This is a genomic window from Streptomyces sp. DSM 15324, assembly GCF_001514285.1.
Classification (GTDB): Bacteria; Actinomycetota; Actinomycetes; order Streptomycetales; family Streptomycetaceae; genus Streptomyces.
Genome location: NZ_KQ949029.1, coordinates 308,028 through 331,635, shown reverse-complemented (window position 1 = coordinate 331,635; position 23,608 = coordinate 308,028). Strand labels below are relative to the sequence as shown.

At 72.8% G+C, this 23,608-nt stretch carries 27 protein-coding genes; 20 read left to right on the top strand and 7 right to left on the bottom strand.

The window, feature by feature from the left end:
- The first annotated feature begins 50 nt into the window (after positions 1–50).
- Complete coding sequence (locus tag AQJ58_RS41295; protein ID WP_199844658.1) at positions 51–206, top strand: hypothetical protein; 156 nt, start codon at positions 51–53, stop codon at positions 204–206.
- A 14-nt stretch (positions 207–220) separates the two neighbouring features.
- Here the strand turns inward: AQJ58_RS41295 and AQJ58_RS23575 are convergent, their stop codons facing one another.
- Entirely contained in the window at positions 221–826 is a 606-nt protein-coding gene (locus AQJ58_RS23575; RefSeq protein WP_067253477.1) for a DUF6434 domain-containing protein, read from the bottom strand.
- A 62-nt stretch (positions 827–888) separates the two neighbouring features.
- Positions 889–1,266 (bottom strand): lanthionine synthetase LanC family protein, encoded by a 378-nt coding sequence (locus AQJ58_RS42740; RefSeq protein ID WP_234360253.1) that lies wholly within the window; start codon positions 1,264–1,266, stop codon positions 889–891.
- A 57-nt stretch (positions 1,267–1,323) separates the two neighbouring features.
- Between AQJ58_RS42740 and AQJ58_RS23565 the strand changes: the two genes are divergently transcribed.
- The 9 genes from AQJ58_RS23565 to AQJ58_RS45975 all read left to right on the top strand — a co-directional run bounded on the left by AQJ58_RS23565 (position 1,324) and on the right by AQJ58_RS45975 (position 9,164).
- On the top strand, positions 1,324–2,118 hold the full coding sequence (locus AQJ58_RS23565; protein ID WP_067253474.1) for a thioesterase family protein: 795 nt from the start codon (positions 1,324–1,326) through the stop codon (positions 2,116–2,118).
- Between the two features lie 232 nt (positions 2,119–2,350).
- The gene (locus AQJ58_RS23560) at positions 2,351–3,142 is read left to right on the top strand and encodes an SGNH/GDSL hydrolase family protein (protein ID WP_067253110.1); all 792 of its coding nucleotides are present in this window, start codon (positions 2,351–2,353) and stop codon (positions 3,140–3,142) included.
- Positions 3,143–3,195: 53 nt separating this feature from the next.
- On the top strand, positions 3,196–3,534 hold the full coding sequence (locus tag AQJ58_RS23555) for a hypothetical protein (protein ID WP_159056301.1): 339 nt from the start codon (positions 3,196–3,198) through the stop codon (positions 3,532–3,534).
- Positions 3,535–3,585: 51 nt separating this feature from the next.
- On the top strand, positions 3,586–4,122 hold the full coding sequence (locus AQJ58_RS23550) for a putative immunity protein (RefSeq protein ID WP_067253106.1): 537 nt from the start codon (positions 3,586–3,588) through the stop codon (positions 4,120–4,122).
- A 101-nt stretch (positions 4,123–4,223) separates the two neighbouring features.
- Positions 4,224–4,823, top strand: coding sequence for a TetR/AcrR family transcriptional regulator (locus tag AQJ58_RS23545; RefSeq protein WP_234360252.1), 600 nt, complete (start codon positions 4,224–4,226; stop codon positions 4,821–4,823).
- 403 nt (positions 4,824–5,226) lie between these two features.
- On the top strand, positions 5,227–6,198 hold the full coding sequence (locus AQJ58_RS23540; protein WP_079079135.1) for an SMP-30/gluconolactonase/LRE family protein: 972 nt from the start codon (positions 5,227–5,229) through the stop codon (positions 6,196–6,198).
- 72 nt (positions 6,199–6,270) lie between these two features.
- A complete protein-coding gene (locus tag AQJ58_RS23535; RefSeq protein ID WP_067253104.1) occupies positions 6,271–7,101 on the top strand; it encodes an SDR family NAD(P)-dependent oxidoreductase in 831 nt (276 codons plus the stop codon).
- Positions 7,102–7,274: 173 nt separating this feature from the next.
- Positions 7,275–8,453, top strand: a complete 1,179-nt coding sequence (locus AQJ58_RS23530) for an amino acid deaminase/aldolase (RefSeq protein ID WP_067253102.1) — start codon at positions 7,275–7,277, stop codon at positions 8,451–8,453.
- A 360-nt stretch (positions 8,454–8,813) separates the two neighbouring features.
- Positions 8,814–9,164: a hypothetical protein gene (locus AQJ58_RS45975; protein WP_420712178.1), complete on the top strand. Its 351-nt coding sequence runs from the start codon at positions 8,814–8,816 to the stop codon at positions 9,162–9,164.
- A gap of 214 nt (positions 9,165–9,378) precedes the next feature.
- Here the strand turns inward: AQJ58_RS45975 and AQJ58_RS23520 are convergent, their stop codons facing one another.
- Both AQJ58_RS23520 and AQJ58_RS23515 read right to left on the bottom strand, forming a co-directional pair.
- Positions 9,379–10,866: an APC family permease gene (locus AQJ58_RS23520; RefSeq protein WP_067253100.1), complete on the bottom strand. Its 1,488-nt coding sequence runs from the start codon at positions 10,864–10,866 to the stop codon at positions 9,379–9,381.
- Positions 10,867–10,958: 92 nt separating this feature from the next.
- A complete protein-coding gene (locus AQJ58_RS23515) occupies positions 10,959–12,614 on the bottom strand; it encodes an amidohydrolase (protein WP_067253097.1) in 1,656 nt (551 codons plus the stop codon).
- Positions 12,615–12,765: 151 nt separating this feature from the next.
- On the opposite strand from AQJ58_RS23515, the gene AQJ58_RS23510 reads away from it, so the two are divergent.
- The 6 genes from AQJ58_RS23510 (at position 12,766) to AQJ58_RS45970 (ending at position 16,024) form a co-directional block, all read left to right on the top strand.
- Positions 12,766–13,377, top strand: coding sequence for a TetR/AcrR family transcriptional regulator (locus tag AQJ58_RS23510; RefSeq protein ID WP_067253096.1), 612 nt, complete (start codon positions 12,766–12,768; stop codon positions 13,375–13,377).
- Between the two features lie 336 nt (positions 13,378–13,713).
- On the top strand, positions 13,714–14,178 hold the full coding sequence (locus AQJ58_RS44670) for an MFS transporter (RefSeq protein WP_234360251.1): 465 nt from the start codon (positions 13,714–13,716) through the stop codon (positions 14,176–14,178).
- Positions 14,179–14,530: 352 nt separating this feature from the next.
- Entirely contained in the window at positions 14,531–14,782 is a 252-nt protein-coding gene (locus AQJ58_RS44665; RefSeq protein WP_234360250.1) for a hypothetical protein, read from the top strand.
- A gap of 62 nt (positions 14,783–14,844) precedes the next feature.
- Complete coding sequence (locus AQJ58_RS23500; RefSeq protein WP_067253094.1) at positions 14,845–15,135, top strand: hypothetical protein; 291 nt, start codon at positions 14,845–14,847, stop codon at positions 15,133–15,135.
- Complete coding sequence (locus AQJ58_RS23495) at positions 15,126–15,530, top strand: FAD-dependent monooxygenase (protein ID WP_234360249.1); 405 nt, start codon at positions 15,126–15,128, stop codon at positions 15,528–15,530. Before AQJ58_RS23500 ends, AQJ58_RS23495 begins: the two co-directional genes overlap by 10 nt.
- On the top strand, positions 15,527–16,024 hold the full coding sequence (locus AQJ58_RS45970) for an alcohol dehydrogenase catalytic domain-containing protein (protein ID WP_420712177.1): 498 nt from the start codon (positions 15,527–15,529) through the stop codon (positions 16,022–16,024). Before AQJ58_RS23495 ends, AQJ58_RS45970 begins: the two co-directional genes overlap by 4 nt.
- Here AQJ58_RS45970 and AQJ58_RS23490 read toward each other — a convergent pair.
- Together AQJ58_RS23490 and AQJ58_RS23485 are read right to left on the bottom strand one after the other, a co-directional pair.
- Positions 15,916–16,581, bottom strand: a complete 666-nt coding sequence (locus AQJ58_RS23490; RefSeq protein WP_067253457.1) for a hypothetical protein — start codon at positions 16,579–16,581, stop codon at positions 15,916–15,918. The genes AQJ58_RS45970 and AQJ58_RS23490 overlap by 109 nt on opposite strands.
- Before the next feature lie 5 nt (positions 16,582–16,586).
- Complete coding sequence (locus AQJ58_RS23485) at positions 16,587–17,162, bottom strand: RNA polymerase sigma factor (protein WP_067253092.1); 576 nt, start codon at positions 17,160–17,162, stop codon at positions 16,587–16,589.
- Positions 17,163–17,297: 135 nt separating this feature from the next.
- Here AQJ58_RS23485 and AQJ58_RS23480 point away from each other — a divergent pair, with 135 nt between their 5' ends.
- The 4 genes from AQJ58_RS23480 to AQJ58_RS23465 all read left to right on the top strand — a co-directional run bounded on the left by AQJ58_RS23480 (position 17,298) and on the right by AQJ58_RS23465 (position 21,305).
- Positions 17,298–17,783 (top strand): hypothetical protein, encoded by a 486-nt coding sequence (locus tag AQJ58_RS23480; RefSeq protein ID WP_067253090.1) that lies wholly within the window; start codon positions 17,298–17,300, stop codon positions 17,781–17,783.
- Positions 17,773–18,234 (top strand): hypothetical protein, encoded by a 462-nt coding sequence (locus tag AQJ58_RS23475; RefSeq protein WP_067253088.1) that lies wholly within the window; start codon positions 17,773–17,775, stop codon positions 18,232–18,234. Before AQJ58_RS23480 ends, AQJ58_RS23475 begins: the two co-directional genes overlap by 11 nt.
- 171 nt (positions 18,235–18,405) lie before the next feature.
- Positions 18,406–19,992: an alpha/beta hydrolase gene (locus AQJ58_RS23470; protein ID WP_067253086.1), complete on the top strand. Its 1,587-nt coding sequence runs from the start codon at positions 18,406–18,408 to the stop codon at positions 19,990–19,992.
- Between the two features lie 128 nt (positions 19,993–20,120).
- Entirely contained in the window at positions 20,121–21,305 is a 1,185-nt protein-coding gene (locus AQJ58_RS23465; RefSeq protein WP_067253084.1) for a beta-ketoacyl-[acyl-carrier-protein] synthase family protein, read from the top strand.
- 30 nt (positions 21,306–21,335) lie between these two features.
- Here AQJ58_RS23465 and AQJ58_RS23460 read toward each other — a convergent pair whose 3' ends face one another.
- On the bottom strand, positions 21,336–23,513 hold the full coding sequence (locus AQJ58_RS23460; protein WP_067253080.1) for a SpoIIE family protein phosphatase: 2,178 nt from the start codon (positions 23,511–23,513) through the stop codon (positions 21,336–21,338).
- Positions 23,514–23,608 lie beyond the last annotated feature (95 nt).

The window sequence follows — 23,608 nt, the reverse complement described above, 5'->3', positions numbered from 1 at the left end:
GCCCGTGCTGCCGGTCCGCCGTCCCCGCCGCCCTCGAAGGGGCCGGCGTCGTGGCCGTGGACCTGACCCCGGAACTGCCGGAGGCCGGACGCCGGCTTGCCGCCGAGCGTCGGCTTGCCGCCGAGCGCGGCGCCGAGCTGGACCGGCGCGAGGCTGACGCCGGGGAACTGCCTTTCCGGACGAGGACTTCGCCACCGGTGCCCTGAGTCGGGGTCCCGTGTCAGGCGGGCCCCGAGGAGTCCGAGGCCTCGCCGGGGTGCCGGGGGAGCGCGCGGTGGGCGTGCCAGGCCGCGCGGGCCTGGGCGGGGGTTCCGGCCGGGTTCCGGCGGTGCCAGGCGCTGGTGAAGCGGTTGTACGCGAACTGTTCCCCGATCTCGCGGGGTTGGGCGGCCTCCGGGCGGGTGGCGTGCCAGTGGGCGACCGCCTCCGACAGGGTCCGGCCGGGGCTGTGGGCGATGAAGTCGCGCATGAAGGCGTCGAAGTGGAAACCGGGGCCGATCGCTTCGAGGAAGTACCGCCGCAGGACCTGGCTGCACCGCTGACCCTCCGGGATCACGGTGGCGCCGTCGACGGGCTCGGTCAGCTGTGCGCTCGCCGGGCGGCGGCGGGCCGGGTCGGCGGGCAGGGGCAGGCCGTCCAGCGCCGCGGCGAGCCGGGCGGTGAGGGCCGTCTTGCCGCCGTGGCGCGCGACGCCCAACGCCCGGGCGAGCCCGGTGAGTTCCTCCAGGGTCCAGTACCAGCGCAGCAGCTCGGCGCCGCTGAGGTCCGCCGTCAGCGGTGGCCTGGACTCGGCGGCTGTCGTACTGGTGTTCTGGTTCTCGTTCATGGCCGCCATTCTGCCGGGCCCGCGGCCCCTCGTGCGGCGGCGTTCGGTTCCGGGCCCGGGCCTCAGCCGGGCATGCCGCGGCCCGCGAGGCGGGGGTCCAGAAGGAGAGGATCGGGCAGGTCGGCGGCGGGGTGCATGCGCAGGAGGGTGTGGACGACTCCGGCGAGGCCCGCCATCAGGCTGGGGGAGAAGGCCTCGCGAGCCAGACCGCCGGTGGGCCCGCGTTGTTCGAGACTCGTGAGGATCTCGCCGTCGAGCGGGGCGGTGCGGCCGGGTTCGAGGGCGGTGAGGAGTTCCCAGAGACCGAGGTCGCCGTGGCACAGCGTGTGGCTAATCCGGCCACAGTCGGGTGGGGCGGGCGGGGCCCCGTACCACCCCTGGGGCCGACGGGCCCGCCGGCCGTGCCACCGGTTCGCCCAGAGGCCCGACGGAATGAGCAAGCGCTTAGTAGCATGGAGCGGGACAGCCCGGCGGACCACGGAAGGAAGGGCACGGCCGTGTCGGAAGCAGAGGCCTTCTACCAGCGGGAGAGCCAGGACAGGTTCGTCCCCACCCCGTCCACCCGAGGGCCGTGGGACGCCGACTTCCAGCACGCCGGCCCGCCCGCCGCGCTGCTCGGGCTGGCCGTCGAGCAGCGGCCGGGGGCCAGGCCGGACCTGCGGGTCGCCCGGCTCACGTACGAGATCATGCGTCCGGTCCCGATCCGGCCGCTGACCGTGGCCGTCCGGGTCCTGCGCTCGGGGCGCAGCACCGAACTGGTCGAGGCCGTCCTCACGCCCGACGGCGGCGCGGACGTGATGCGGGTGACGGCGCTGCTCCTGAAGACGGCGCCGCACTCGGTTCCCGAGGTGACGCCGGGCCCCCGGGTGCCGGGCCCGGCGAGCGCGCCCGCGAAGCCGTTCTTCCCCGTTCCCTGGGACCGCGGCTACCACACCGCCATGGAAGTGCGCTTCGCGGCCGGTTCCTTCCTGGAGCCCGGCCCGGCGCAGGCGTGGATGCGCATGCGGGTGCCCCTGGTCGCCGGGGAGGAGATCGCACCGCTCAGCAGGGTGCTGATCGCCGCCGACTCGGGCAACGGCGTCAGCGCCGAACTGGACTTCCACCGCTACGTCTTCCTCAACGCCGACCTCACCGTCGGCGTACATCGCCACCCCGAGGGCGAGTGGGTCTGCCTGGACGCCCGGACGATGGTCGACGCCGCCGGCATCGGCCTCGCCGAATCCGCCCTCCACGACGAGAAGGGCCCCCTCGGCCGCAGCACCCAGAGCCTGTACGTGGCACCGCGCGGCTGAGCGCGCGCGGCGTCGCCTTGGGGGAGGTCCGGGCCGCGGCCCGCCCGCTCCCCAGCACCCGACGACTCCGAAGTCCTGCACGACGGCAGTCCTGCACGACGGCAGTCCGCCTTGTGGCCGCCCCCGGGCCGCAAGACGCACCCCGACGCCTTGGGTGGCGGCTCGACGCTATCCTCATAGTCAACAATGCACCTAGGTGCTCAGTTGTCTATGCGGGCAGGGGAGTGGGTCCATGACGAACGGCGCGTATCTGCGGTACGTCGCCCTGGGGGACAGCCACACCGAGGGGGTCGGCGACGGCGACGACACCCACGGCCTGCGCGGCTGGGCCGACCGGCTCGCCGAGCACGTGGCCCGCCACAGCCCCGGTGTGCACTACGCCAACCTCGCCGTGCGCGGCCGCAAGGCCCACGAGGTGCGTGCCGGACAGCTCGCCCCGGCGCTCGCGATGCGACCGGATCTGGCCACCGTCGTCGCCGGGGTCAACGACCTCCTGCGCCCGAGCTTCGACGCCGACGAGGTGGCCGGACACGTGGAGGCGATGTTCGCGGCACTCACCGCGCAGGGCGCCACCGTGGCGACGCTGACGGTGCCCGACATCGGGCGCATGACACCGCTCGCCCGCCCGCTCGGGCCGCGGGTCCAGGCGCTCAACGAGCGCATCAGGGAGGCCGCCGGGCGCCATGGCGTGGTGGTGGCGGATACGGCCGCACACCCCGTCGTGACCGACCCGCGTCTGTGGAGCGCCGACCGGCTGCACTCCAGCCCCCTCGGCCATGCCCGTATCGCGGCCGCCGTCGCCCATGCGCTGGCCCTCCCCGGCAGCGACGCCGAGTGGACCCGGCCGCTGCCGCCCGAGCAGACCCGTGCCACCGCCTGGCGGACCGTCACCACCGAGCTGCGCTGGGTCGGTACCTTCCTCGGCCCCTGGATCGCCCGCCGTCTGCGCGGCCGCTCCTCCGGCGACGGCCGCCTGGCCAAACGCCCCGCGCTCCTGCCGGTGACGGAGCCTTCCCGCACCTGACGCCGTAGCCGAAACAGGGCTTCGGCCGGGCCTGCGCCGGGTACGGTGCCCCGGTGACAGACGGACCCTACCCACGCCTCGCGGATGTGTTCCCCGCGCTTGCCGCCGAGATCGCCGAGCTGCTGCGTGCCGAGGGCGAACCGCTCGCCGAGGTGGTGGCCAACCTGCCCTACCACGGCCCGTGCACCTGTAGTCCGACGTGCGTCAACCTGCTGACCGCGCCGCCCGGTTCGTCGGGTTCCTCGATGATCCAACTCGAACGCGACGGCACGGACGTCTTCTGGCTGAGCCTGGATCCCTCCCTGGCCACCATCACCGACATCGAGGTCATGGACGGACGCGATCTCGGCCCAGGCGCCCGGCGATCCGGTCGACCGATGCCCCGGACCTGATCCTCCGCCCAGGCTTCCGGCCGGCCCGGCGCCATGGTCGAGGATGGCTGCATGGCGGAGGACGAGAGCGGGATCGCTCTGAGCAAGCAGGACCTGCGTGAGGTCACCGCGTTCGCCGCGGCGTGCGCCGAACCGGTACTGGACCTGTTCGAGGCCGATCAGCCGGACGACGCGCGGCCGCGAGACGCCGTCCGCGCCGCGTGGGAGTTCGCTCGGGGCGGCGAGCGAGGGAAGTCGTTGCGCGACACGGCATGGGCGGCCCTCAAGGCGGCCAAGGGCGCGGACACCGCTGCTGCGAGCGAGGCGGCTCGGGCTGCGATGGCCGCGGCAGGCGCCGCCTATGTGCATCCGCTGGCCAAGGCCACCCAGGTCAAGCACATACTCGGAGCCGGCGCCCACGCGGCCCGAGCCGCCGAACTGGCCGCCGGTCACGACCCGGCCGTCGGTGCCGAACACGTCGATCGCGCGGTGCGCCGCGCGACGCCGGGCGTCGTGGAGGTGCTCAAACGCTTCCCGGCCGCACCGGATGGCGGTGGCCGGGTCGGCGCATTGACGCGCATGCTGGACGCCGGCCTCCGTTCACCGTGAGGGCCGGCGGCTCGACCCTTCCCGCCTCATGTTGGTCGCCCGTCCAAGACGCTGCGATACGATGCACGGGAATCTCGGCCTCCCAGGGGAAAACGGACTGCATGGCTCGCATGGCGGCGAAAGACCGACGGGAAGAGCTGATCTCAGCGGCGTTCCGCGTCATGGTCCGCGACGGAGTCACGAAAGCGACAACGCGCGCGATCGTCAGTGAAGCGAACATGCCTTTGGGTGTCTTTCACTACTGTTTCAGCTCTCGGGAGGAACTCCTCCAGGAGGTCCTCACCCGCTTCACGGCGAGGAGCGCCGAAGCGGCGTGGAAAGCCCTTCACGGGGGCGGTGACCTGAGTGAACGTGTCTGCCGGAGCCTGGGTGCTTTCTGGGACGGCGTGGAGCTCAGTCCGGGAGAGCACCAAGTGACCTATGAACTCACGCATTACGCCTTGCGGCAGGCCGGCTTCGAGGAACTGGCCCGCCGGCAGTACGGGCGTTACCTTCAGGTCCACCAGAAGCTTCTTACGGAGGCCGCCGAGAGCGAGGGGATCCGTTGGACCGAGCCGGTTCCGGTCCTCGCTCGTTATCTGAACGTCGTACTGGACGGCCTCATCCTGTGCTGGCTGGTCGACCGCAACAGCGAGGACAGCCGCGGGGTGCTCCGTCTGACCGGCGAGCATCTTCTGACCTTCGCCGACAAGAGGCGATAGCTGCGGGGTCCCGGTGAGTGCCGGTGGGTGAGCGCCCAGGCAATCACCGGTGACGACCCGGAAGACGTCATGAGCGGTGCCGGTCAGCGGCGTGTGGTCCGCGGTGTGAGGACGACCGGCGAGGAGCCGCCGCGCCTGCTTCGCCCCGGGGGCGAAGGCGTGGCCGGCCACCGCCCCGGTGGCCGGATCGGCCACCGCGATGCACGCGCCCGCCGGGGGGCGCCGCCTGCCCCGGGGTTCGGGTCTCAGCCGCGAAATCTCCCGCCGGGACGTTGACTTCGGTTCCTGCGGAATGAGACGGTCACCCGTACAGGTCAAGCGTCCTGTACAAGCGTCCAAGTACTGGTCGCGGTGGAACGCGGTGGAGAAGCGCCCCGTCGGACGGTCGCCGAGGAGTGGCTGAATGAAGACAACGGCAGAGGTCGCCCTGAGCGGCCTCGGTGTTCCGGAATCCCTGCGGTGGCACCGGGGAGCGCTGTGGTTCTCCGATCTGGCGCACGGAACGGTGCATCGCTGGGACGGCAGCGGGGAGCCGGAGACGGTGGTGAAGGTTCCCGGCCGAGCCGGTGGTCTCGGCTGGCTTCCCGACGGCCGCCTGCTCGTCGTGTCCATGGACGGCGGCCGCGTGTACCGGCTGGAAGGGGACGGCGAACTGGTCGAACACGCCGACCTGCGCCACATCGTCGGCGGCCCGGTCAACGACATGCTGGTCGACCCCCTGGGGCGGGCCTACGTCGGCAACTTCGGCTTCGACTACCACGCCTTCACCCGCGAGCACCCGAACTCGCTGCTCTACGTACCGCCCGGGCCCCCGAAAACCCCGATCGCGTGCCTGGCACCGGACGGGAGCCTGCTCGGTCTGAGCGAACCGCTGCTGTTTCCCAACGGCATGCTCCTCACGGCCGACGGCACGGCTGTGGTGGTGGCCGAAACGCTGGCCATGCGACTCACCCGCCTTCCCGTCGACGCCGACGGTACGCTCGCCGGCCCAGAGCCCTGGGCCCCGCTGATCTCACCAGCCCTCTGGCGCCTCCTGAACCATCCGGGACTGCCCGGACGCATCACCCGCGGGATCTCCGCACTCCTCGATCGTCCCGCCGTAGCCAAGCGCTCCGCGTCGCCCGTCGCACCGGACGGCATCGCCTGGGACACCGACGGCAGGTCGATCTGGGTGGCGAACGCCCTGCGTGGCGAATGCGTGCGCGTGGGGGAGGGCGGCCGCGTCCTCGACCGGGTGGCGACGAGCCAGCACACCCTCAGCTGCCTGGTGGCCGGGCACGACGGACGCACCCTCTTCGCCGGCACGGTCCCGACGGACGACCCGGTCCGCGCCGCCGCCCTGGGCGGCGGCCGCATCGAGAGGGTGCGGCTGTGACGCACCGTGTGACGGACGACGCCGACCCGGCGCGGACGAAGGAGCCCGACGTGAACGAAGGAGCCCGTGGCCATGGCCGTGCGAAGTGAGCGGGAGCAGGTCGTCCTCGTGACCGGCGCGGCCAACGGCATCGGGGCCGCCATCGCGGAACTCGCCGTCGCGCGCGGCCACCGGGTGATGCTGACCGATGTCGACGAAGTGGCTGTCGTCAGCCGCGCCGGCAGCCTGGGTTCCCGGGCCGCCGCCTGCGTGCTGGACATTCGCAGCCCCGAAGGATGGACCAGGGCCTTCGAGGCGGCGGAAGCCGACTTCGGCCGCGTCGACGTACTCGTGAACAACGCGGGCATCACCCACACGGGAGTGACCCGCGACCTGCGGAGCCGGCACCACCGCGACATCGTCGAGGTGAACCTGCTGGGCACCATCACGGGGGTCTGCGCGGCACTGGAGCGGATGACGGCCCAGGGCCACGGTCACATCATCAACATCTGCAGCATGACCTCGTTCCTGCCCCTGCCCGGATACGCCACGTACTGCGCCTCGAAGTACGGTCTGCGGGCCTTCCACCACAGCGTCGCCATCGAGGAGCGCGACGGACCGCTGGACTTCACGATCATCCATCCGCCGTCCACCCGCACGGGCATGCTCGAGCAGGAGATGGCCGATCCGTCCTGCGCCATCGCCTTCGCGGAGAAGTCCTACGCACCGCAGCGGATCGCCCAGGCCGTCGTCGACGCCATCGCCACCAAACCTGTCGAAGTCGTCTTCCCGCCGCTCGCGGGCCGAGTCCAGCGGATCGCCGGCGTCTTCCCCCGGTTGATGCGCCGGGTCCTGCCCCTCGCCGAAGCCAGGGGCCTTCGGCGGCGGGAGCGCCTCCTGCCGCACCCCGCGACCGACCGATGACCTGCGTCGGCGCCCTTGGCCCACCTGCCTGACCTCCGAAGACCAGCACACCCCCGGGTTGTCGCTGCCCGGGCCGGCGATGTGAACCACCCAGAAAGGGTGCCGATATGAGGACGCGCGTGACGCCACGGCCGGATGTGGAAACCACCGATGCGGGCCCGAGTGAGGCCCGCATGGCCCAGCTGACCAGGGCGACCGAGCATCTCGATCCCCCCTTCGCCGTGGTGGACCTCGACGCCTTCGAGGCCAACGCCACGGAACTGGCCCGCCGGGCCGCGGGCCGCGCCACCATCCGCCTGGCCAGCAAGTCGGTCCGCAGCCGCGCGCTGATCCACCGGGCCGTCCAGCGGCCGGGATACCGGGGCATCCTCGCCTTCACCCTCCCCGAAGCCCTGTGGCTGGCCGAGGAACACCCCGACGTGGTCATCGGATACCCGACGACGGACCGCACCGCGCTGAGACGACTCGCAGCCGACGAGCGCGCGGCATCCCGTATCACCCTCATGATCGACTCCACCGGTCAGCTGGACCTCATCGACGAGACGGTGGGCCCCTCCCGGCCCGCCCTCCGCGTCTGCTTCGACCTGGACGCCTCGCTGGAACTGGCCGGCGGCCGCCTCCACCTGGGCCCCTACCGCTCCCCGGTGCACACCCCGCAGCAAGCCGCGGCACTGGCCCGCGCCATCCAGGACCGCGCCGGGTTCCGCCTGGCCGGGGTCATGTCCTACGAGGGCCAGATCGCCGGACTCGGCGACAACCAGCCCGGAACCCCCCTGAGGCGGGCCGCGATCCGCGCCATGCAGCGTCTGTCCGCCCACGAGCTGGCCGACCGGCGTGCCGCCGCCGTCGCCGCCGTCCAGGCCGTCACTCCGCTGGAGTTCGTCAACGGCGGGGGCACGGGCTCCATCGAACAGACCGCCGCCGAACACGTCATCACCGAGATCGGCGCCGGCTCGGGCCTGTACGGGCCCGGGCTGTTCGACTTCTACCGACGCTTCCGCCCTCGGCCCGCCGCCTACTTCGTCATGCCCGTCGTACGCCGTCCGAGTGCCGGGATCGCCACGGTGCTGGGCGGCGGCTGGATCGCCTCCGGCCCGCCGGGCCTCGACCGGCAGCCCACCCTGAGCTGGCCCCGCGGGCTGCGGATGAACCCGCGGGAAGGGGCGGGCGAAGTCCAGACCCCGGTCCTCGGCAGCTCGGCGCGCGGACTGCGGCTGGGGGAGCACGTGTGGTTCCGCCACGCCAAGGCGGGCGAACTGTGCGAACGCGTCAACACGCTCCATCTGGTGTCGGGCGCCGACATCGTCGACGAGGTCCCGACCTACCGCGGCGAAGGCCACGCCTTCCTCTGAACCCGCCCGTCCCGGGCCGAGCTGAAGGGGGGCGGCCCACCGCCCGGCCGGTGATGGTCATACCGGTTACGGTGTTCCTGTTCGGCGCGGCGTTCTCCGGGGCGCCCGCCCGTGCCGCTGGAGCGCATCGTCGCCACCGCTGCTCAGATCGTGGACGAGGAAGGCTCCGACGCTCTCTCCATGCGCACGCTGGCCCAGCGCCTGGGCTCCGCACGGCGACGCTGTACCGGCACTTCGACAACCGTGCGGCGCTGGTCGCCCATGTCGTGGACCGCAGGTTCGGCGCCGTGGAGCTGAACGGCGAGAAATTCCACGCGATGGGCTGGCTGGCAGCAGGCGCTGCGGACCGTTGCGCACAGCATGTTCGATGTCCTCGCCCGGCACCGGAACGCGGCCGGACTGATGGTCGAGGATCGTCGAGCGGGGCCGACGGCGGAGCGCAGGGTGCGCTCGATGGCGGCGCGAGGCATCACGCGCCGCGACACGGGGCGCAGCAGCGGGTTGCGGGCCAGGCGCATACCGGCCGGTACCGCCTTCTCCGGATACCCCGTGGCAGTGATCAGGATCAGGCCGGTGAGCCGCTCCGGGTGGCCCGGCGCGAGGTTCCACGCGATGGTGCCGCCCAGGGAATCAGGGCCACCGCGGAGCGGGACACCCCCAGTGCCTCCAGGAAGCCCGCCCCTCGTCGCGGCGTACGTCGGGACGCGGTAGTCGCGGTCCGGCCGAGGGCCGGTCAGGCCGGACCCCGGCAGGGCGGGGCGGATGACATCGAACGACTCCGACAACAGGCCCGCCGCCCCGTCGAAGTGCTGAAGCGACGACGAACCGGGAATCGGGCTGGGGCTCGGACCAGGTGCCCCTCTTGCGGGGCGGCCCCGGTTCCGGCCTGGGGCCGGCGACGGGACCGCCGCTGTGCGCATCTCGGTCAGGTGGCGTCGACGTCGGTGGTGGCGAGCTTGGCGTAGACCTCGGGCCGGGTGCGGCGGATGAGTGCGGCGCGGGCCATGCCGGCCAGGAACACCGCCGGGACGAGGGCGATCAGTGTCCAGTTGACGGTCGCGCCGGCGCCGGTGAACAGGTCCAGGCGCTTGCAGACCAGCACGGTGACGGCGGTGAGAAGGACGCCGGCCGTGGCGGGCGCGAGGAGAGTGCGCAGGGGTCCCTCGCCGTGCTCGGCGCGGTTGCGGCGGAAGAAGGAGACCACGGCGAAGGCCGCCAGTGCCTGCAGGACGAGGATGCCGACCACACCGGGAGTGTTCACCCACAGGAAGAACTTGGTGTAGGGGTCGACGCCGATCGAGGCGAAGACGGCGACGACCACGACCGCCAGGACGCTCTGGGCGATGCCGGCCACCCACGGTGAGCCATGCCTGGGGTGCACCCGGCCCAGCGCCGCGGGGGCGACGCTCTCGACGGACAGGGCGTAGACGTAGCGGGTGATGGCGTTGTGGAAGGCGAGCAGGGCGGCGAGCACGCTGGTGACGATGAGGACGCGCTGGACGTCGGTCGCCCAGCCGCCGACGTACTGGGTCATGGCGGTGAAGAACATCTCCGCCGGGTTCTTCGCGGCGACGGCGACGGCCTGGTCGCTGCCGAACGCCTGCACGATGATCCAGGCGATGAAGGCGTAGAAGAGGCCGAGGAAGCCGATCGCGAGGTAGGTGGCACGGGGCACGGTGCGGTCGGGCTCGCGAGCCTCCTCGCGGTAGATGGCGGTGGCCTCGAAGCCGATGAACGCGGCGACGGCGAGACCGAGCGGGCCGCTCATCCCCGAGACGAAGATGTTCGAGGGGGCGAAGGAGTCGAAGCCCAGACCGCTCGCGCCGCCCTTGACCAGGACTGCCCCGGCGAGCAGCATCAGGATGGCGGTCTCCGCGATCAGCAGGGCGGCCAGGACCTTGGCGCCGAGGTTGATGGAGCGGAAGCCCAGGAACCAGACGACGGCGATCCCGGCGAAGGCGTACACCGGCCAGGGCAGGTCGACGCCGAGGAGGTCGTTCGCGGTGGTGGAGGCGAAGAATCCGAAGGCGCCGAAGAGGCCGATCTGCAGGGAGTTGTAGGAGAACACGGCGAGGAACGCCGTCCCCAGCCCCGCCGGACGTCCGAGGCCCCGCGAGATGTACGCGTAGAAGGCGCCGGCGTTGCGGATGTACGGCGTCATCGCGGTGAAGCCGACCGCGAAGAGAACCAGCAGCACTCCGACGGCGAGATAGGCGACCGGGGCGCCGATGCCGCCGAAGAGGATGGCGAGGGGAGCGACGCCGGCCATGACCGTGAGCGGGGCGGCCGCGGCGACGACGAAGAAGACGATGTCGGCGACACCGAGACTGCCGCGCTGGAGGTGCGGGCTCTGATCGGCCCCGGCGGCCGACGGGGGCTGCTGGGGAGCGGTGGGGACGAGGGGCTCGGTCATGAGGTCTCCGCAAAGTGTGTGTCGTCGAGGAGCGGGGTGGGATGAGCGAGATGTCGGGGAGACGCGGACCCGGCCGTGAGGACGACGTGGGGCTATCGTCTCCCGACCCGCGTGCCGCGGGGAGTCGGGGCGGGGTGGGTACGCCGGCCGGCGAGCCAGGTGCCCAGGACGGGGAGGTGCGCGAGGTCGCCGGGGGCTGTCTCGGCCGGGTCGGCGGCGAGATGCACCAGATCGGCGCGCATTCCGGGGCGCAGCGCGCCCCATTCCTTCTCCTCGAACGCCTGGTGGGCGCATCCTGCGGAGTAGGCGGCGAGAGCGGTGTCGACGTCGATCCGCTCCTCGGGGAGCCAGCCGCCCTCGGGAACACCCTCCGGCGTCTGACGGGTCACCGCGACGGCGATGCCCCGCAGTGGTTCATGGGCGGTGACGGGCCAGTCGCTGCCGAACGAGAGCCGGGCACCGGAGGCGAGCAGGGCGGCGACCTGGTACTGCCGCCCGCCGCGTTCCGGGCCGATCCTCGGCAGGGTCAGCTCGGTCATCAGGGGGTCGGGCTGGGCCCACAGCGGCTGGAGGTTGGCGACCACGCCGAGGGCGGCGAACCGGGCCAGGTCGGCGGGGTCGATCAGCTGGGCGTGGGCGATGACCGGACGGCGGTCGCGGGCGCCGTTGGTGCGGGCTGCGGCCTCGATCGCGTCCAGCGCCATCCGGACCCCGCCGTCGCCGATGGCGTGGACGTGCGCGCGGAAGCCGAGCGCGTCGACGGCGGTGACGGCCTCGGCGAGCTCCTCGGGGGACCAGGTGGCGATGCCGTGCGAGTGCGGGCAGTCGCTGTAGGGCTCGAGGAGGGCGGCGGTGCCGGCCTCGATGACGCCGTCGGCGAAGAACTTCACACTCCGCGCGGTCAGCAGCCCGGGAGCGGAGCGCTCCACCTTGTCCCGGTCCGCAGTGAACCGGAGGATGCGCTCGCGCCAGCCCTCGGGTTTCAGGACGAAGGCGAGGTCGGCTCGTACCGGAAGCCCCGGCCCGGTGGTCGCCGCGGTGACCCAGACGTCGGCCTGGTGCGGTTCGACCCAGGCGTCCTGCACCCAGGTCACGCCGGCCGCGGCGAACCGGGCGGCGGCCTCACGCAGCGCTGCCACCTGCACCTCGTGGGAGGCGGTGGGGATGAGGGCGAGCACCGGGCCGAGGGCGCCGAACTCGCGCAGGGTGCCCAGCGGCTCGGTCGATCCGTCCCGGCGCAGGATCTCCCCGCCCACCGGGTCCGGCGTTCGGGCGGTGTAACCGACCCGGCGCAGGGCCTCGCTGTTCACCCAGGCGGTGTGGTGGTCCATGGTGCGCAGGACGACGGGACGGTCGGGTACGACGGTGTCCAGCCACCGGGCGTCGAAACGGCCGTCGGGGGCGAGCCACGGGTCGAAGCCGTCACCGGTGATCCACTGCGTCTGCGGGTGTTCGGCGGCCCAGTCTCGTACGACCTCGACGATCTCCTCGACGCTCGTGCGGTCCCGGACGGGAACCCCGGCCAGCCCCAGTCCGCCCATCACGGGGTGTACATGTCCGTCGCCGAACGCCGGCAGCAGGGCCCCGCCGGCCAGGTCGACGACGGTGGTGCGCGGTCCCCGGGCAGCCTGCGCCGCTGAGCCGAGGGCGGTGATCCGGCCGTCGGTGACGGCAAGGGCGTCGTGGACGGGAGCGTCCGCGAGCCCGGTCCGGACGGTCCCTCCGGTGAAGACGATGTCGGCGTGCATGGCGTGAGGCGTGCCTTTCCTCCGGCCGGCTGCCTAACTGAAAGGCATTCGGTTTCGGGTAATGTAGGCCTCGCCCAGGCGACTGGGAAGAGTTTTACTGAATGCCATTCGGTAACTTCTGGGTTACGGCACTGAAGGACGAGGAGCCACCGTGGGACGGCCGCGCACACCTCTGCTGGACCGTCGGCGCATCGGTGCCGCGGCACTGCGCCTGGCCGACGCGCAGGGCGCCCTCTCCATCCCGGCCCTGGCCAAGGCCCTGGGTGTCGCCCCGTCCGCGCTCTACCACCACGTCGCCGGCCGCGACGACATCATCTCGCTGATGCGCGAGGAACTGGCCCTGACGACCGGAAGCGACCAGGACTGGTCACAGCCCTGGGAGAAGGCCCTGGAGGGCTGGGCCCGCTCCTACCTCGCTGCCTTCGCCGCCCACCCGGGGGCGGTTCCCCTGCTCGCCACCGCCCCACTGGCCGAACCCTTCATGCACGCGATGTACGAGAAGGTCGCCGAGCTGCTCCTGGACGCGGGTTTCGCCGCGAAGGAGGTCATGCCACTGATCACCGCACTGGAGAGCTTCGTCCTCGGCTCCGCCCTCGACCTGGTGGCGCCGCCCGTGATGGTCTCCGACGTCGCCCGCGACACGGCTCCACACCTCAGCGCCGTACTCGACCAGACCCCCGCCGACCGCAGCCGCGCCACCTTGGCCTTCGACCTCGGGCTGCGCGCCCTGCTCACCGGATTCCGCGACCTGCTGAGTCACTGACGGCACTCGCGCACGGGGTCCCACTCGGCGGCTCGACGCGGCACCACGGCCCCTCGGCGTGACGGCTGCGGCCTCGCCACCTGGCGTCCCCGTCCGCGGGCTCCTCGCCGTGGAGGACGCAGGCGGCCGAGGCGACGCGGATCCGGCCACGGCCGCGTGCCGTGTCCGTGAACCGGTAGGAGGCGCGGCTGACGCTCGCGGATGGACGCCCGTGTTCGGTCAGGCCCTGCCGCGCCTGGAGGCGGCCGGCGCGGGACGGGTTCCCGGCCGGGGCGGCCGGCCTGTGCCGTCCTCCTCCCGGGGCTGCGAGGGGGCGAGTCGGAGTGTCCGCCGAGCGTGCGGCAACGCCGTGAGAGCGGGACGGCTTGTTCATCCCATGTCGCCGGCCCTCGCCCAGAACTCGCCGCGCCCGAGGGCCGTTCCCTGGACTGGCCGGGGCAGATCACCGCCGCGCTAGGACTGTTCGCTCTGCTCTACGCGGTGATCCAGGGCCCCGAGAGCGGCTGGGGGAGCCCGCAGATCGTCATCGCGTTCCTCGCCGCGGGCGTCTTCCTCGTGCTGTTCGTCCTCGCGGAGGGCCGCGCCGCCCAACCGCTCCTCCTCCTGAGCGCGTTCAGGAACCGGGCGTTCGCCGTCAACTCGGCGGTCACCCTGATCGGCATGTTCGGCTTCCTCGCCATCATGTACTCCACCAGCATTCGCCTCACCACCATCCAGGGGTTCAGCCCTCTGAAGAGCTCCGTCGCCTACCTGTTCTTCGGAGACATCGGTTTCGTGCTTTCTTCGTCGGCCTCGGCCTGATCGGCGTCGCAGGGCTGTGGTTCGCCCAAGTCCCCGCGAGTAAGCGCGCGTTGGGCTCCATCGTCGGCCCGCTGATCCTCGCGGGTACCGGCTCGGGACTCGCCTTCGCCGCCATGAGCGCCGTCGCGGTCAACTCGCTGCCCCACCACCTCGCCGGCATGGCGAGCGGCGCCATGAGCACCTTCCGGGACCTCGGGTTTCGCCTTCGGCCCCGCGATCGCGGGCGCCGTCGCGCTCGGCCAGGCCGCCAAGCAGATGGGCCGCGAGGTGGCCGACAGTCCCGGCCTGAGCAAGGCGTACGCGGCTTCCGGCCCATGCCCCCGCGGAGCAGAGACCGCAACTGGAGGCCGCGGTGCACGCCGTTGCCTCGGGCCCGCTCGGCGCCAACTCGGTTGCAGCGAACGTCACTTCGCCGGACGGCCGGGTCATTCCCTTCAACCCGCTCAAGGACGTCGCGTTCCAGGCCCTCAGCACCAGTTACTCCCACGCGTACGTGCTCGGCGGCGTGGCCGCTCTCGTGGCCGCGGCACTCACCCTCGCCGGCGGGCGCGGTGGGCCGGGGGAGAACCGGCTCGACGACGACCCGCACACCCTCGGCGACTGACCGCTCGGGCGACGCCGGCCCCGCACCACGATCACACGACCCACCCGGACAGGAGACACACCATGACCGCCACCACCCAGCCGGCGTCGAGCGGTACGGACGACGTGCGGGGGCCGGACACCCTCGCCCGGGCCGAGGCGGCGTGGCTCGTCGCGATCACCCAAGGGGACGACGCGCAGCGTGCGCTCATGCTCCCCGACTGCGTGATCGTGCACGGGCCGGTCGGCGACGTCCACGACCGCGAGCGCTTCCTCGCCTACGACGTGCCGGGAGCGCGGAGGGCGAGCCGTCGTGACGTGCTTTCAGAGGGCTCGCCGAGTTCGCCGGCTGGGACCCCCGGCTGGTGGAGCTGATCAGGGCGGCCGAGACGCCGGGGCGCTGGGCCCTGCTCGACCGCGAGCCCCTCGACCGCTGGAACCGCGGCAACGCGACCCTGCTCGGCGACGCGGCCCACCCCATGTTCCCGTTCTTCGCGCAGGGCGCCGCCCAGGCGATCGAGGACGCCGCCGTCCTGGCCCTGTGCCTCGCGGCCGACCCGGACCACCCGACCGCCGCGCTGAGCCGCTACGAGGAACGGCGCCGCAGCCGCACGGCCCGCCTGCAACAGGTGTCGCACGGCAGGTCGCACGTCAACCACCTGCCGGACGGCCCCGAGCAGCGGGCACGCGACCTGCAGTACGCACAGGCCGACCCGCTCAGGGAGAACGGCTGGATCTACGAGTACGACCCGGAGGCCGCCGTCTCATGAAGATCACCGCGGCGGTGTCACACGCCGGAGCGGGAGCGCCCCCGATCGTGCTCGGACAGGAGGGCGCGGGCGTCGTGGAGGCGGTCGGTGCCGGGGTGACCCGCCTCGTGCCCGGTGACCCATGTGGTGCTCTCGGGCAACTCCAGCGGTGTGTGCGGGCGGCCCGCTCAAGGCACCGGCCGTCCAACGAACACAGCCGTTGTCGTCCCCCACGACCCCACCCAGACTGCGGCACGGCCGGCCCGAGACGCGGCCCGGCCGCAGCGCCCCCTGTCGACACCCCGAGTACGTCCCGCCACCGACCGGAGTGCGGGGCTGCCCTGGACGCGGACTTCCACGATGCCCTCGACCGACGGCGATCGTTCCGGGATGGACGCGGCGAGCCTCACGCCGAGAAGCGTGCCGTGGCCAGGACCGTTCCGTCCGGGCCCACCAGGCGGGCGCCGGTCGTGCTCGTCGGGTCGACCGGGGCCGGCGCCCCCCAGTACCCGTAACCGTCCTTGAGCGGGAACGAACCCACCGGGACCGTCGACCCGTCGGCGCGCACCAGCAGACACCGCACCGGGCCCCGGTCGGTCCCCGGGAACTCGACGGACATGTACACCCAGCTCCGGTCACCGCCATGAGCGAAGAAGCGGCCCACCTCATGGCCGCCGGACACCAGGGCGGCCTCGCGCAGACCGCCGTCCGCCCGCCGGGCGACCGGTGCCGGCGCGCCCTCGATCACCGTGCCGACCGCCCAGCCGCCGAAACCGCAGGCCACGGTCGCGGCGACCGCGGCCGCCGCCAGCCGCAGCCGCTGTCTGCGGGGCCTCCGCTTCGGTGCCGGGGCCGCGCCCAGGGCCCTTACGACCCGGCTCTCGAAGCCGACCGGCGGCTCGGCCTCCGGCAGCAGGGCGAGCAGACCGTCGCCGACCACCGTCAGCCGTTCGACGTGCTCCCGGCAGTCCGGGCAACGGTCCAGGTGGGCGACCGCCTCGGCCCGCTCACGGGCCGGCAGGACCCCGAGCGCCAGCTCGGCGCCCTGCTCCCGCAGCCGCTCGCACTCCATGCCGCTCACCGCTTCTCCTCCGTCTCGAGAAGGGCGCGCACCTTGCGTGTGCCGGTCCGGATCCGTGTCTTCGCCGTGCCCAGTGGAATGTGCTCGGTGTCCGCCACCTCCCCGGCCGTCATCCCGTAGATGCCTGCCATCACCAGGGCCCGCGCCTGCTCCCGGGGCAGCTCGGCCACCGCGCGCCGGACCCGCTCCGCGTTGTCGTCCGCCACCGCCCGCCGCTCGGGCGTCTCGGTCACGACGTCGAGCAGCGTGTCCAGGTCCTCCGGCGCGACCGGCTTCGCCCGCCGGGCCCGTACCGCGTCGATCGCCAGGTTGTGCGCGATCGTCGTCAGCCAGGACCGTACGGAGCCCCGCCGGGGGTCGTACACCTGCGCGTGCCGCCAGGCCCGCTCGAAGGTCTGCTGGGCGACGTCCTCGGCGAGCTGGGTGTCGGCCAGGACGGCGAGGGCCACGCCGTAGACGGTGCTCTGGAAACGGCGCACGAACGCCACGGCCAGCTCCGGATCGCCCGTGGTCAGGCCGGTGAGCAGTGCCTCGTCGGGCACCCGTCCGAAGGAGAGGGCCATGCGCCACATATCAGGAATACGTTCCGACGCCCGGAAGGGATTGCGCTCCCCTCCATTCTCCCCCCGGGCGCTCCGCAATCCCTCCGCCCGCCGCGGCCGTACCCCTTGCAGGGGGAGCAGGGGGACGATCCGGAGGACCGATTCATGACCATCCCGCACACCCGTAACCGCGTGCTCCTCGGTGTGGCCGCCGGCGGGCTGACCGCCCTGCTCGCCGCCTGCGGAGGCGGCGGCAGCAGCGGCGGCAGCAGCGGTTCCGGTACGACCACCGCACCCGCCCCGTCGATGGCCGGGGCCTCCGGGACCCCGGTCACGGCGAAGCTGACCGACTTCCACATCCAGCTCTCGACGCAGAAGTACCACCCCGGCCGGTACACCTTCACCGCGCAGAACATGGGGCACCACGAGCACGCCCTGGAGCTGGACGGCCCTGGCGGCGACAACCGCGGCACGACCCTGGAGCCCGGACAGTCCACGACCCTCACGGTGACGCTGAGGTCCGGCACGTACCAGGTGTTCTGCCCCGTCGACGGACACAAGGACCTCGGCATGAAGACGCACATCACGGTCGGCGGAACCCCGGCGTCGACCAGCACCAACGACAACACCCCTACGAACAATGGCTACTGAACGGACCGCCGCGACGCTCGTCCTGCGCCTGGCCGGCGCGGGGCTGACGGCGGCCATGGCAGCGATCCATCTGCGCCTGTGGGCCGAGGGCTACCGGGGCCTCGACACCATCGGGCCGCTCTTCCTGCTCAACGGCGTCGTCGGCCTCCTGCTCGCCCTGGCGCTGCTGGGCACCCCCGTACGCCGGCTGGCGCCGGTAGCCGCCGTGACCGCCCTCTTCACCGCGGGGACCCTGGGCGCCCTGGTGCTCAGCCTCACCACGGGGCTCTTCGGCTTCGTCGAGTCGATGGACGCGGAACTGGTCCGTCCGACCGTGTACGTCGAGGCGGCGGGCGTGGCCGTCCTGGCCGTCCTGACGGTGGTCGCCCACAGCCGCCCTCACCGTCGCGCACAGGCCCCTGCCCCGCACCATCGACACCGCACGGACGCCGGAGGCGCACGCCGAGGGTGACCCTGCCGCACGGGAGTCGCCGAGCCCCGGCCCGGCGGACTCCCGTGCGTGATCTGCACCAGCGGCCATCCACGACAACGCCGGCCCAGGGATATCCCGGGGAGAACCCCGGTGTCTTTCAGGGGGGTTGCCGGACCCTGCCGGGCCACGAGCCGCCCTAGCGTTGATCACATGCCGACTTCACCGTTTCGACGACGACCCAGGACGCTCGCGGTGTGCGCGATGCTGCTCGCCGCCTCGGCCGTCGCGCCCACCGCCGCGGCGGCGGCCACGACAGCCACCGCCGCCGGCCCGGACCCGCTCGCCCGCTTCCACACCCAGCACCTCGACTGGCACGCCTGCGCACTCGGCCCCGACGACGAGACCGGCCGCGAGCTGGACGCCGCGGGCGCCGACTGCGCCGACGTCACCGTGCCCCTCGACTACACCGACCCCGGCGGCCGTACGATCAGCGTCGCCGTCTCCCGCCGGAAGGCGACCGACACGGCCCACCGCTCGGGCCCGCTGTTCCTCAACGACGGCGGACCGGCCGGCCCCAGCCTCCCCATGCCGCTCACCACCGCCGACGCGATGGGCGAGGTCGCCGCCCGCTACGACCTGATCGGCATGGACCCGCGCTTCGTCGGCCGCAGCACCCCGCTCGACTGCGGCTGGAACCTCGGCTCCGCCTTCCTCCGCTCGGCCGGTTCCCACCGGGCGGCGTACCAGGGGGAGGTCAGCCTCGCCCGCGACCTGGCCGAGCGCTGCACCCGCACCCAGGGTGACGTGCTGCCGTACGTCACCACCCGCAACACCGCCCGCGACATGGACGTCATCCGCGCCGCCCTCGGCGCGGACACCCTCTCCTACCTCGGCTACTCCTACGGCAGTTACCTCGGCGAGGTCTACACCCAGCTCTTCCCCGGCCGCACCGACCGCGTGGTGCTCGACGGCGTCAGTCCCCCCGAGCGCTACAACCAGACCCTGCTGCGCGGCGCCGAGGCGGTCAACGAGGCGGCCCTGCGCGCCTGGGCCTCCTGGACCGCCGCACGCCACACCACCTACGGGCTGGGCGCCACGCGCGCAGAGGTGCTCGCGACCGTGGACCACATCCTCGACGCCGCAGCCCGGGAGCCGTTGCGGGTGGGGGAGACCTACCGGCTGGACGAGCACGTGCTCCCCGCCCTCTTCATCGGCGGCCTCGGCAGCGATCTCGACGAGCGGCGCGCCGACCTGGCCCGGACCGTACGCCTCCTGGCCCGTGCCGCCGACCGGCAGCCGGTCGAGCCGGACCAAGGACTGGCCCGGCAACTGGAGTTCCTGCTGACCTCGGCGGGCTCGGCCTCCTCCAGCCAGATGACGGCGATACTCTGCGGCGACGTGGCCGAGCGGCGCGGTGTCGGCAGCTACTGGCGCGCGGTCGAACAGTCGCGCCGGCGGTTCCCGCTCGCCGGCCCGCTGGCGAACGACATCACCCCCTGCGAGTTCTGGGCGCCGCCCGCCGAGGCACCGACCGTGCTCGACAACGACGTCCCGGCCCTGCTCCTCGCCGCGACCGGCGACCCCCGCACCGTCTACTCCGGCGCCCGGGCCATGCGCGAGCGGTGGCCGAGCTCGCGGCTCCTGACCGTCGAACACGCCCGCCAGCACGGCCTCTACGGCGAGTACGGCAACGCCTGCGTCGACGACCAGGTCAACGCCTACCTGCGCACCGGCCGACTCCCCGCACTGGACCCGACCTGTGCCGCCGCACCGCCTCCGCACGGTCCCGTTCTCTAGCGATATGGACAAAGACAGGCGGAATGCGAAGTGGATTGCGATGAAAGCATCTTGACCCCGGTATGCCGCATCAGGCAGGTTTCAGACACTGGACGTCGTCCAGGGGTTCCCCGAGAAAGATGCGTGCTATGGGCGCCTACCTGTGTCCTCCTGCCGTGGTGCAAGGCGAGCATGTCGTGAAGACCGGCCAGATCCTGGCGGAGGTCCGGGCCCGGCACCCGCAGGCGCCGTGGCTGCCGAGGATGGACGGCATCGCCGCGAGCACCGGGATCACCTCACGGGCCTGGATGCTGCCGCTGGAGTCGGCCTCCGCGCCCAGCGGTGGAAGCGGCCTGCGAACCCCCGGAGCGGGCGCGGCTCGTGAGGCACTGGCCCGCGGCGGCTTCGGCGACGAGGAGGTGAACCGCGCCATCGCCGCACTGGAGGCGATACCCGCACCGCAGACGGTCCAGGAGCGCACCGCGCCGGCCTGGGCGGCCGTGCAGGAGTACGGCGAACGCGCGGCGCGCGCAGCTCTCGACGTCGCCGGACTGGACGCCGCCGACGTCGACTGTCTGATCACCAGTCACTCCACCACCCCGGCCCTCCCGGGGCTCGACCTCTCCCTGCTCAACCGCCTTCCGCTGCGCCGCGACGTCCTGCTGCTCCCGGCCACCCAGTGGGCCTGCATCGCCGGTACCCGATCGCTCGCACTCGCGGCCGATCTGGTCGCGACGGACCCCGACCGCGTGGTGCTGGTGGTGATCGCGGAGGCGCTGAGCACCACGTACCAACCTGCCGACGAGACCCTGGAATCGCTGATCGTGCGGCTGCTGTTCGCCGACACCGCCGTCGCCGTGGTGGTCACCGGGCGCCCCGCACCGGAGTCGGTCCTGAGACTGGACGCGGTGTGGCACCACACCCTGCCCGGCACCATGGACCTGCACCGGCTGGAGACCCGGACCGACGGCACGCACTTCGTGATGGACCGCCGTGGACCGCGTGCCGTTCAGGAGACGGTCGCCGCGATGTGGAGGTGGTTGCGCGTACGCCATCAGGACGACCGACAGGGGTGGCATCCCGACCTGCTGCTCGCACATCCCGGTGGGACGAGGGTGCTGGAGTACATGGAGCAGACGATGCCCGAAGGATGGCCGGCGGGCCTTCTCGCCTACAGCCGGGACAGCTACCTCACGGGCAACCGCGGCGGCGCGGCCGTGCTCGACATCCTGTGCCGCGCCCACGAGGCCGGCCAGAAGTCCGGCAGCCGCACGGTGCTGTACGCGGCCGCACCCGGACTGACGGCCACGGCCGTGGAGGGGGAGTGGCTGTAGCCGGGGCACCCACCCTCACTCCGGCACGGGCTAGACCTCCAGTTCGGCCCAGACCGCCTTGCCGGTCTCGGTCCACCGCACGCCCCAGCGGGTGGTCAGCTTGTGGACGACGTGGAGCCCCCGCCCCCGGTCGTCGAGCAGCCCACCGCGGTGCAGGCGTGGGCGGCCGTTGCCGCTGTCGCCGACCTCGCAGGTGAGCCGGTGCCCGGCCCGCACCAGGCGCAGGGTGACGGGCCCGGTGCCGAACAGGACGGCGTTGGTGACCAGTTCGCTGATCACCAGCAGCGCGTTGTCCCGGGCCTGGCCGCCGGTGTGCCATCCCCGCAGCACGGGGGAGGCCAGGGCGCGGGCGCGGGCCGCGGTGGTGTCGCGGGCGGACAGGCGCCAGGTGGCGCTGTCCCGGCCGCGGCGGCCGGTCATCCGGGCCAGCAGCAGGGTCACGTCGTCGCGCAGGGGTTCCGGCGGGGCCAGCCGGGCGACCACACGACGGGCGGCCCGCTGGAGATCGTCCCAGGGATGCACCTCACGGACCACGTCCGTCAGCCGGCCGATGCCGTCGTCGATCGAGGTGGACGGATCCTCGACCAGGCCGTCGGTGTAGAGGACGAGGAGCGAGCCGGGCGGCGCGGCGAACTCGTGCACGTCGAAGGGTTCCCGTACGGCGAACTCGGCGCCCAGCGCCGGGTGCGGCTGGGCCGCCACGGCCTTGGCGGACCCGTCGGGATGGACGAGGACAGGGGGGAGGTGACCGGCGTTGGACATCACCACCCGGTGGTCGACGGGGTCGTAGACCGCGATGCAGCACGTCGAGCCCAGCGCGCTGTACCCGGCCGCCAGGCCCGCGTCGGTGTCGTCCAGCAGCGTGACCGTCTCGTCCAGCCGCTCCAGCACCTCGCCGGGGCCCAGCCCCGCCGACAGCAGCGCACGGGCCTCCATGCTCAGCTGGCCCATGGCCGCCGCGGCCCCGAGGCCGTGGCCCACGACGTCACCGACCACCAGTGCGGTCCGGTCGCCCGGCAGCGGGAAACTGTTCACCCAGTCACCGCCGACGCCCGCACTGTCGGGAGTGGTGGGCTCGTACACACTGGCGACCTCGATGGTCTCGCTGCCGACCCGCGGCAGCAGCCGGCGTTGCAGTGCCAGGACCTGGGCGTGCTCCCGCTGGTGCTGGCGGGCCAGGTCCACATGGCGGGCGGTCTTGGCCACGAGTTCCTGGAGGTCGAGCAGCTCACCCTCGCGGAAGGGGCGTTCCGGCCGGCGCCAGACCTCCGTCACGCCCAGCACGATCGGGCCCGGGGCGCCCTGCTGCCCCTCGACGATGAGCGGAATGCACGCGACGCTCACCGGCTGGTCGCCGGGCACCAGGGCGCGCACCAGCCGTCGGTCGCCGAGTGCCCGCTCGATCGCCTCGCGGTCACGGACGACGATGGCCTGCGGTACGTCGTCCCGCATGACCGCGCCGGCCAGCAGCCGGCTCGCCTCCTGGGGAAGATTGTCCCCGGGGGTCAGGTACCCCTCGGGCCAGGCCCGGTCCGGCACCAGGGCGGCCCGGCGCAGCCGGATGCGGTCCTGTGCCTGCTCGGTGACCGCCTCACCCGTCCACACGGCGTAGTCCAGGTCGACGGCCGCGACGTCCCCCCAGGCCAGCAGGGACTGGGCCAGGGACTGCGCGGTCTCCCCGATGTCGAGGGACGTCCCGATCGCGGCGGCGGAGGCATACAGGTGCAGCCGCTTGGCCATGGCGATCAGTGAGACGGTCAGACCCTCCCGCGGTGTCGCGGCCGGCAGGATGCTCATCGACACCACCAGCTCCGACCCGTCGCTGCGCCGCAGGCGCTGGACGCGGGCGACGTGCGCCTCGCCGGTGTCGAGGACCCGCTGCAGGCGCCGGGTCACCGTCGGTACGTCCCCGGGAGGCAGCAGATTCGCGAAGGGTTCCCCCGGCACGACCCTCACCCCGGCGAAAGGGGCGGCGTCCACATTGCAGCTGGTGATCCTCAGATCCCGGTCGAGGTTGACCGCCCCGAGGATCTGTTCCCGGTCGTCGGGCTCCGCGCCGCTGCCCCGGGGCGGACGCACGTCAGCCTCGCCCGGGGAACCGGCGTGACCCGCGGCCGCCGTCGCTCCGGCCCTCGGGATGTAATCCGCCAGGGCTCCGCTGACCATGTCGAACGGCGAAGCCGAGGAAGAGGACGAAGTGGCGTTCATGCGTCTCACGCAGCTCGCTGACTCCGGCACACGCCGGACGATGGTTCCCGGGACCGTGCGGCCCAGCCCCGAGGTCCTGCATCGCACCTCTCATG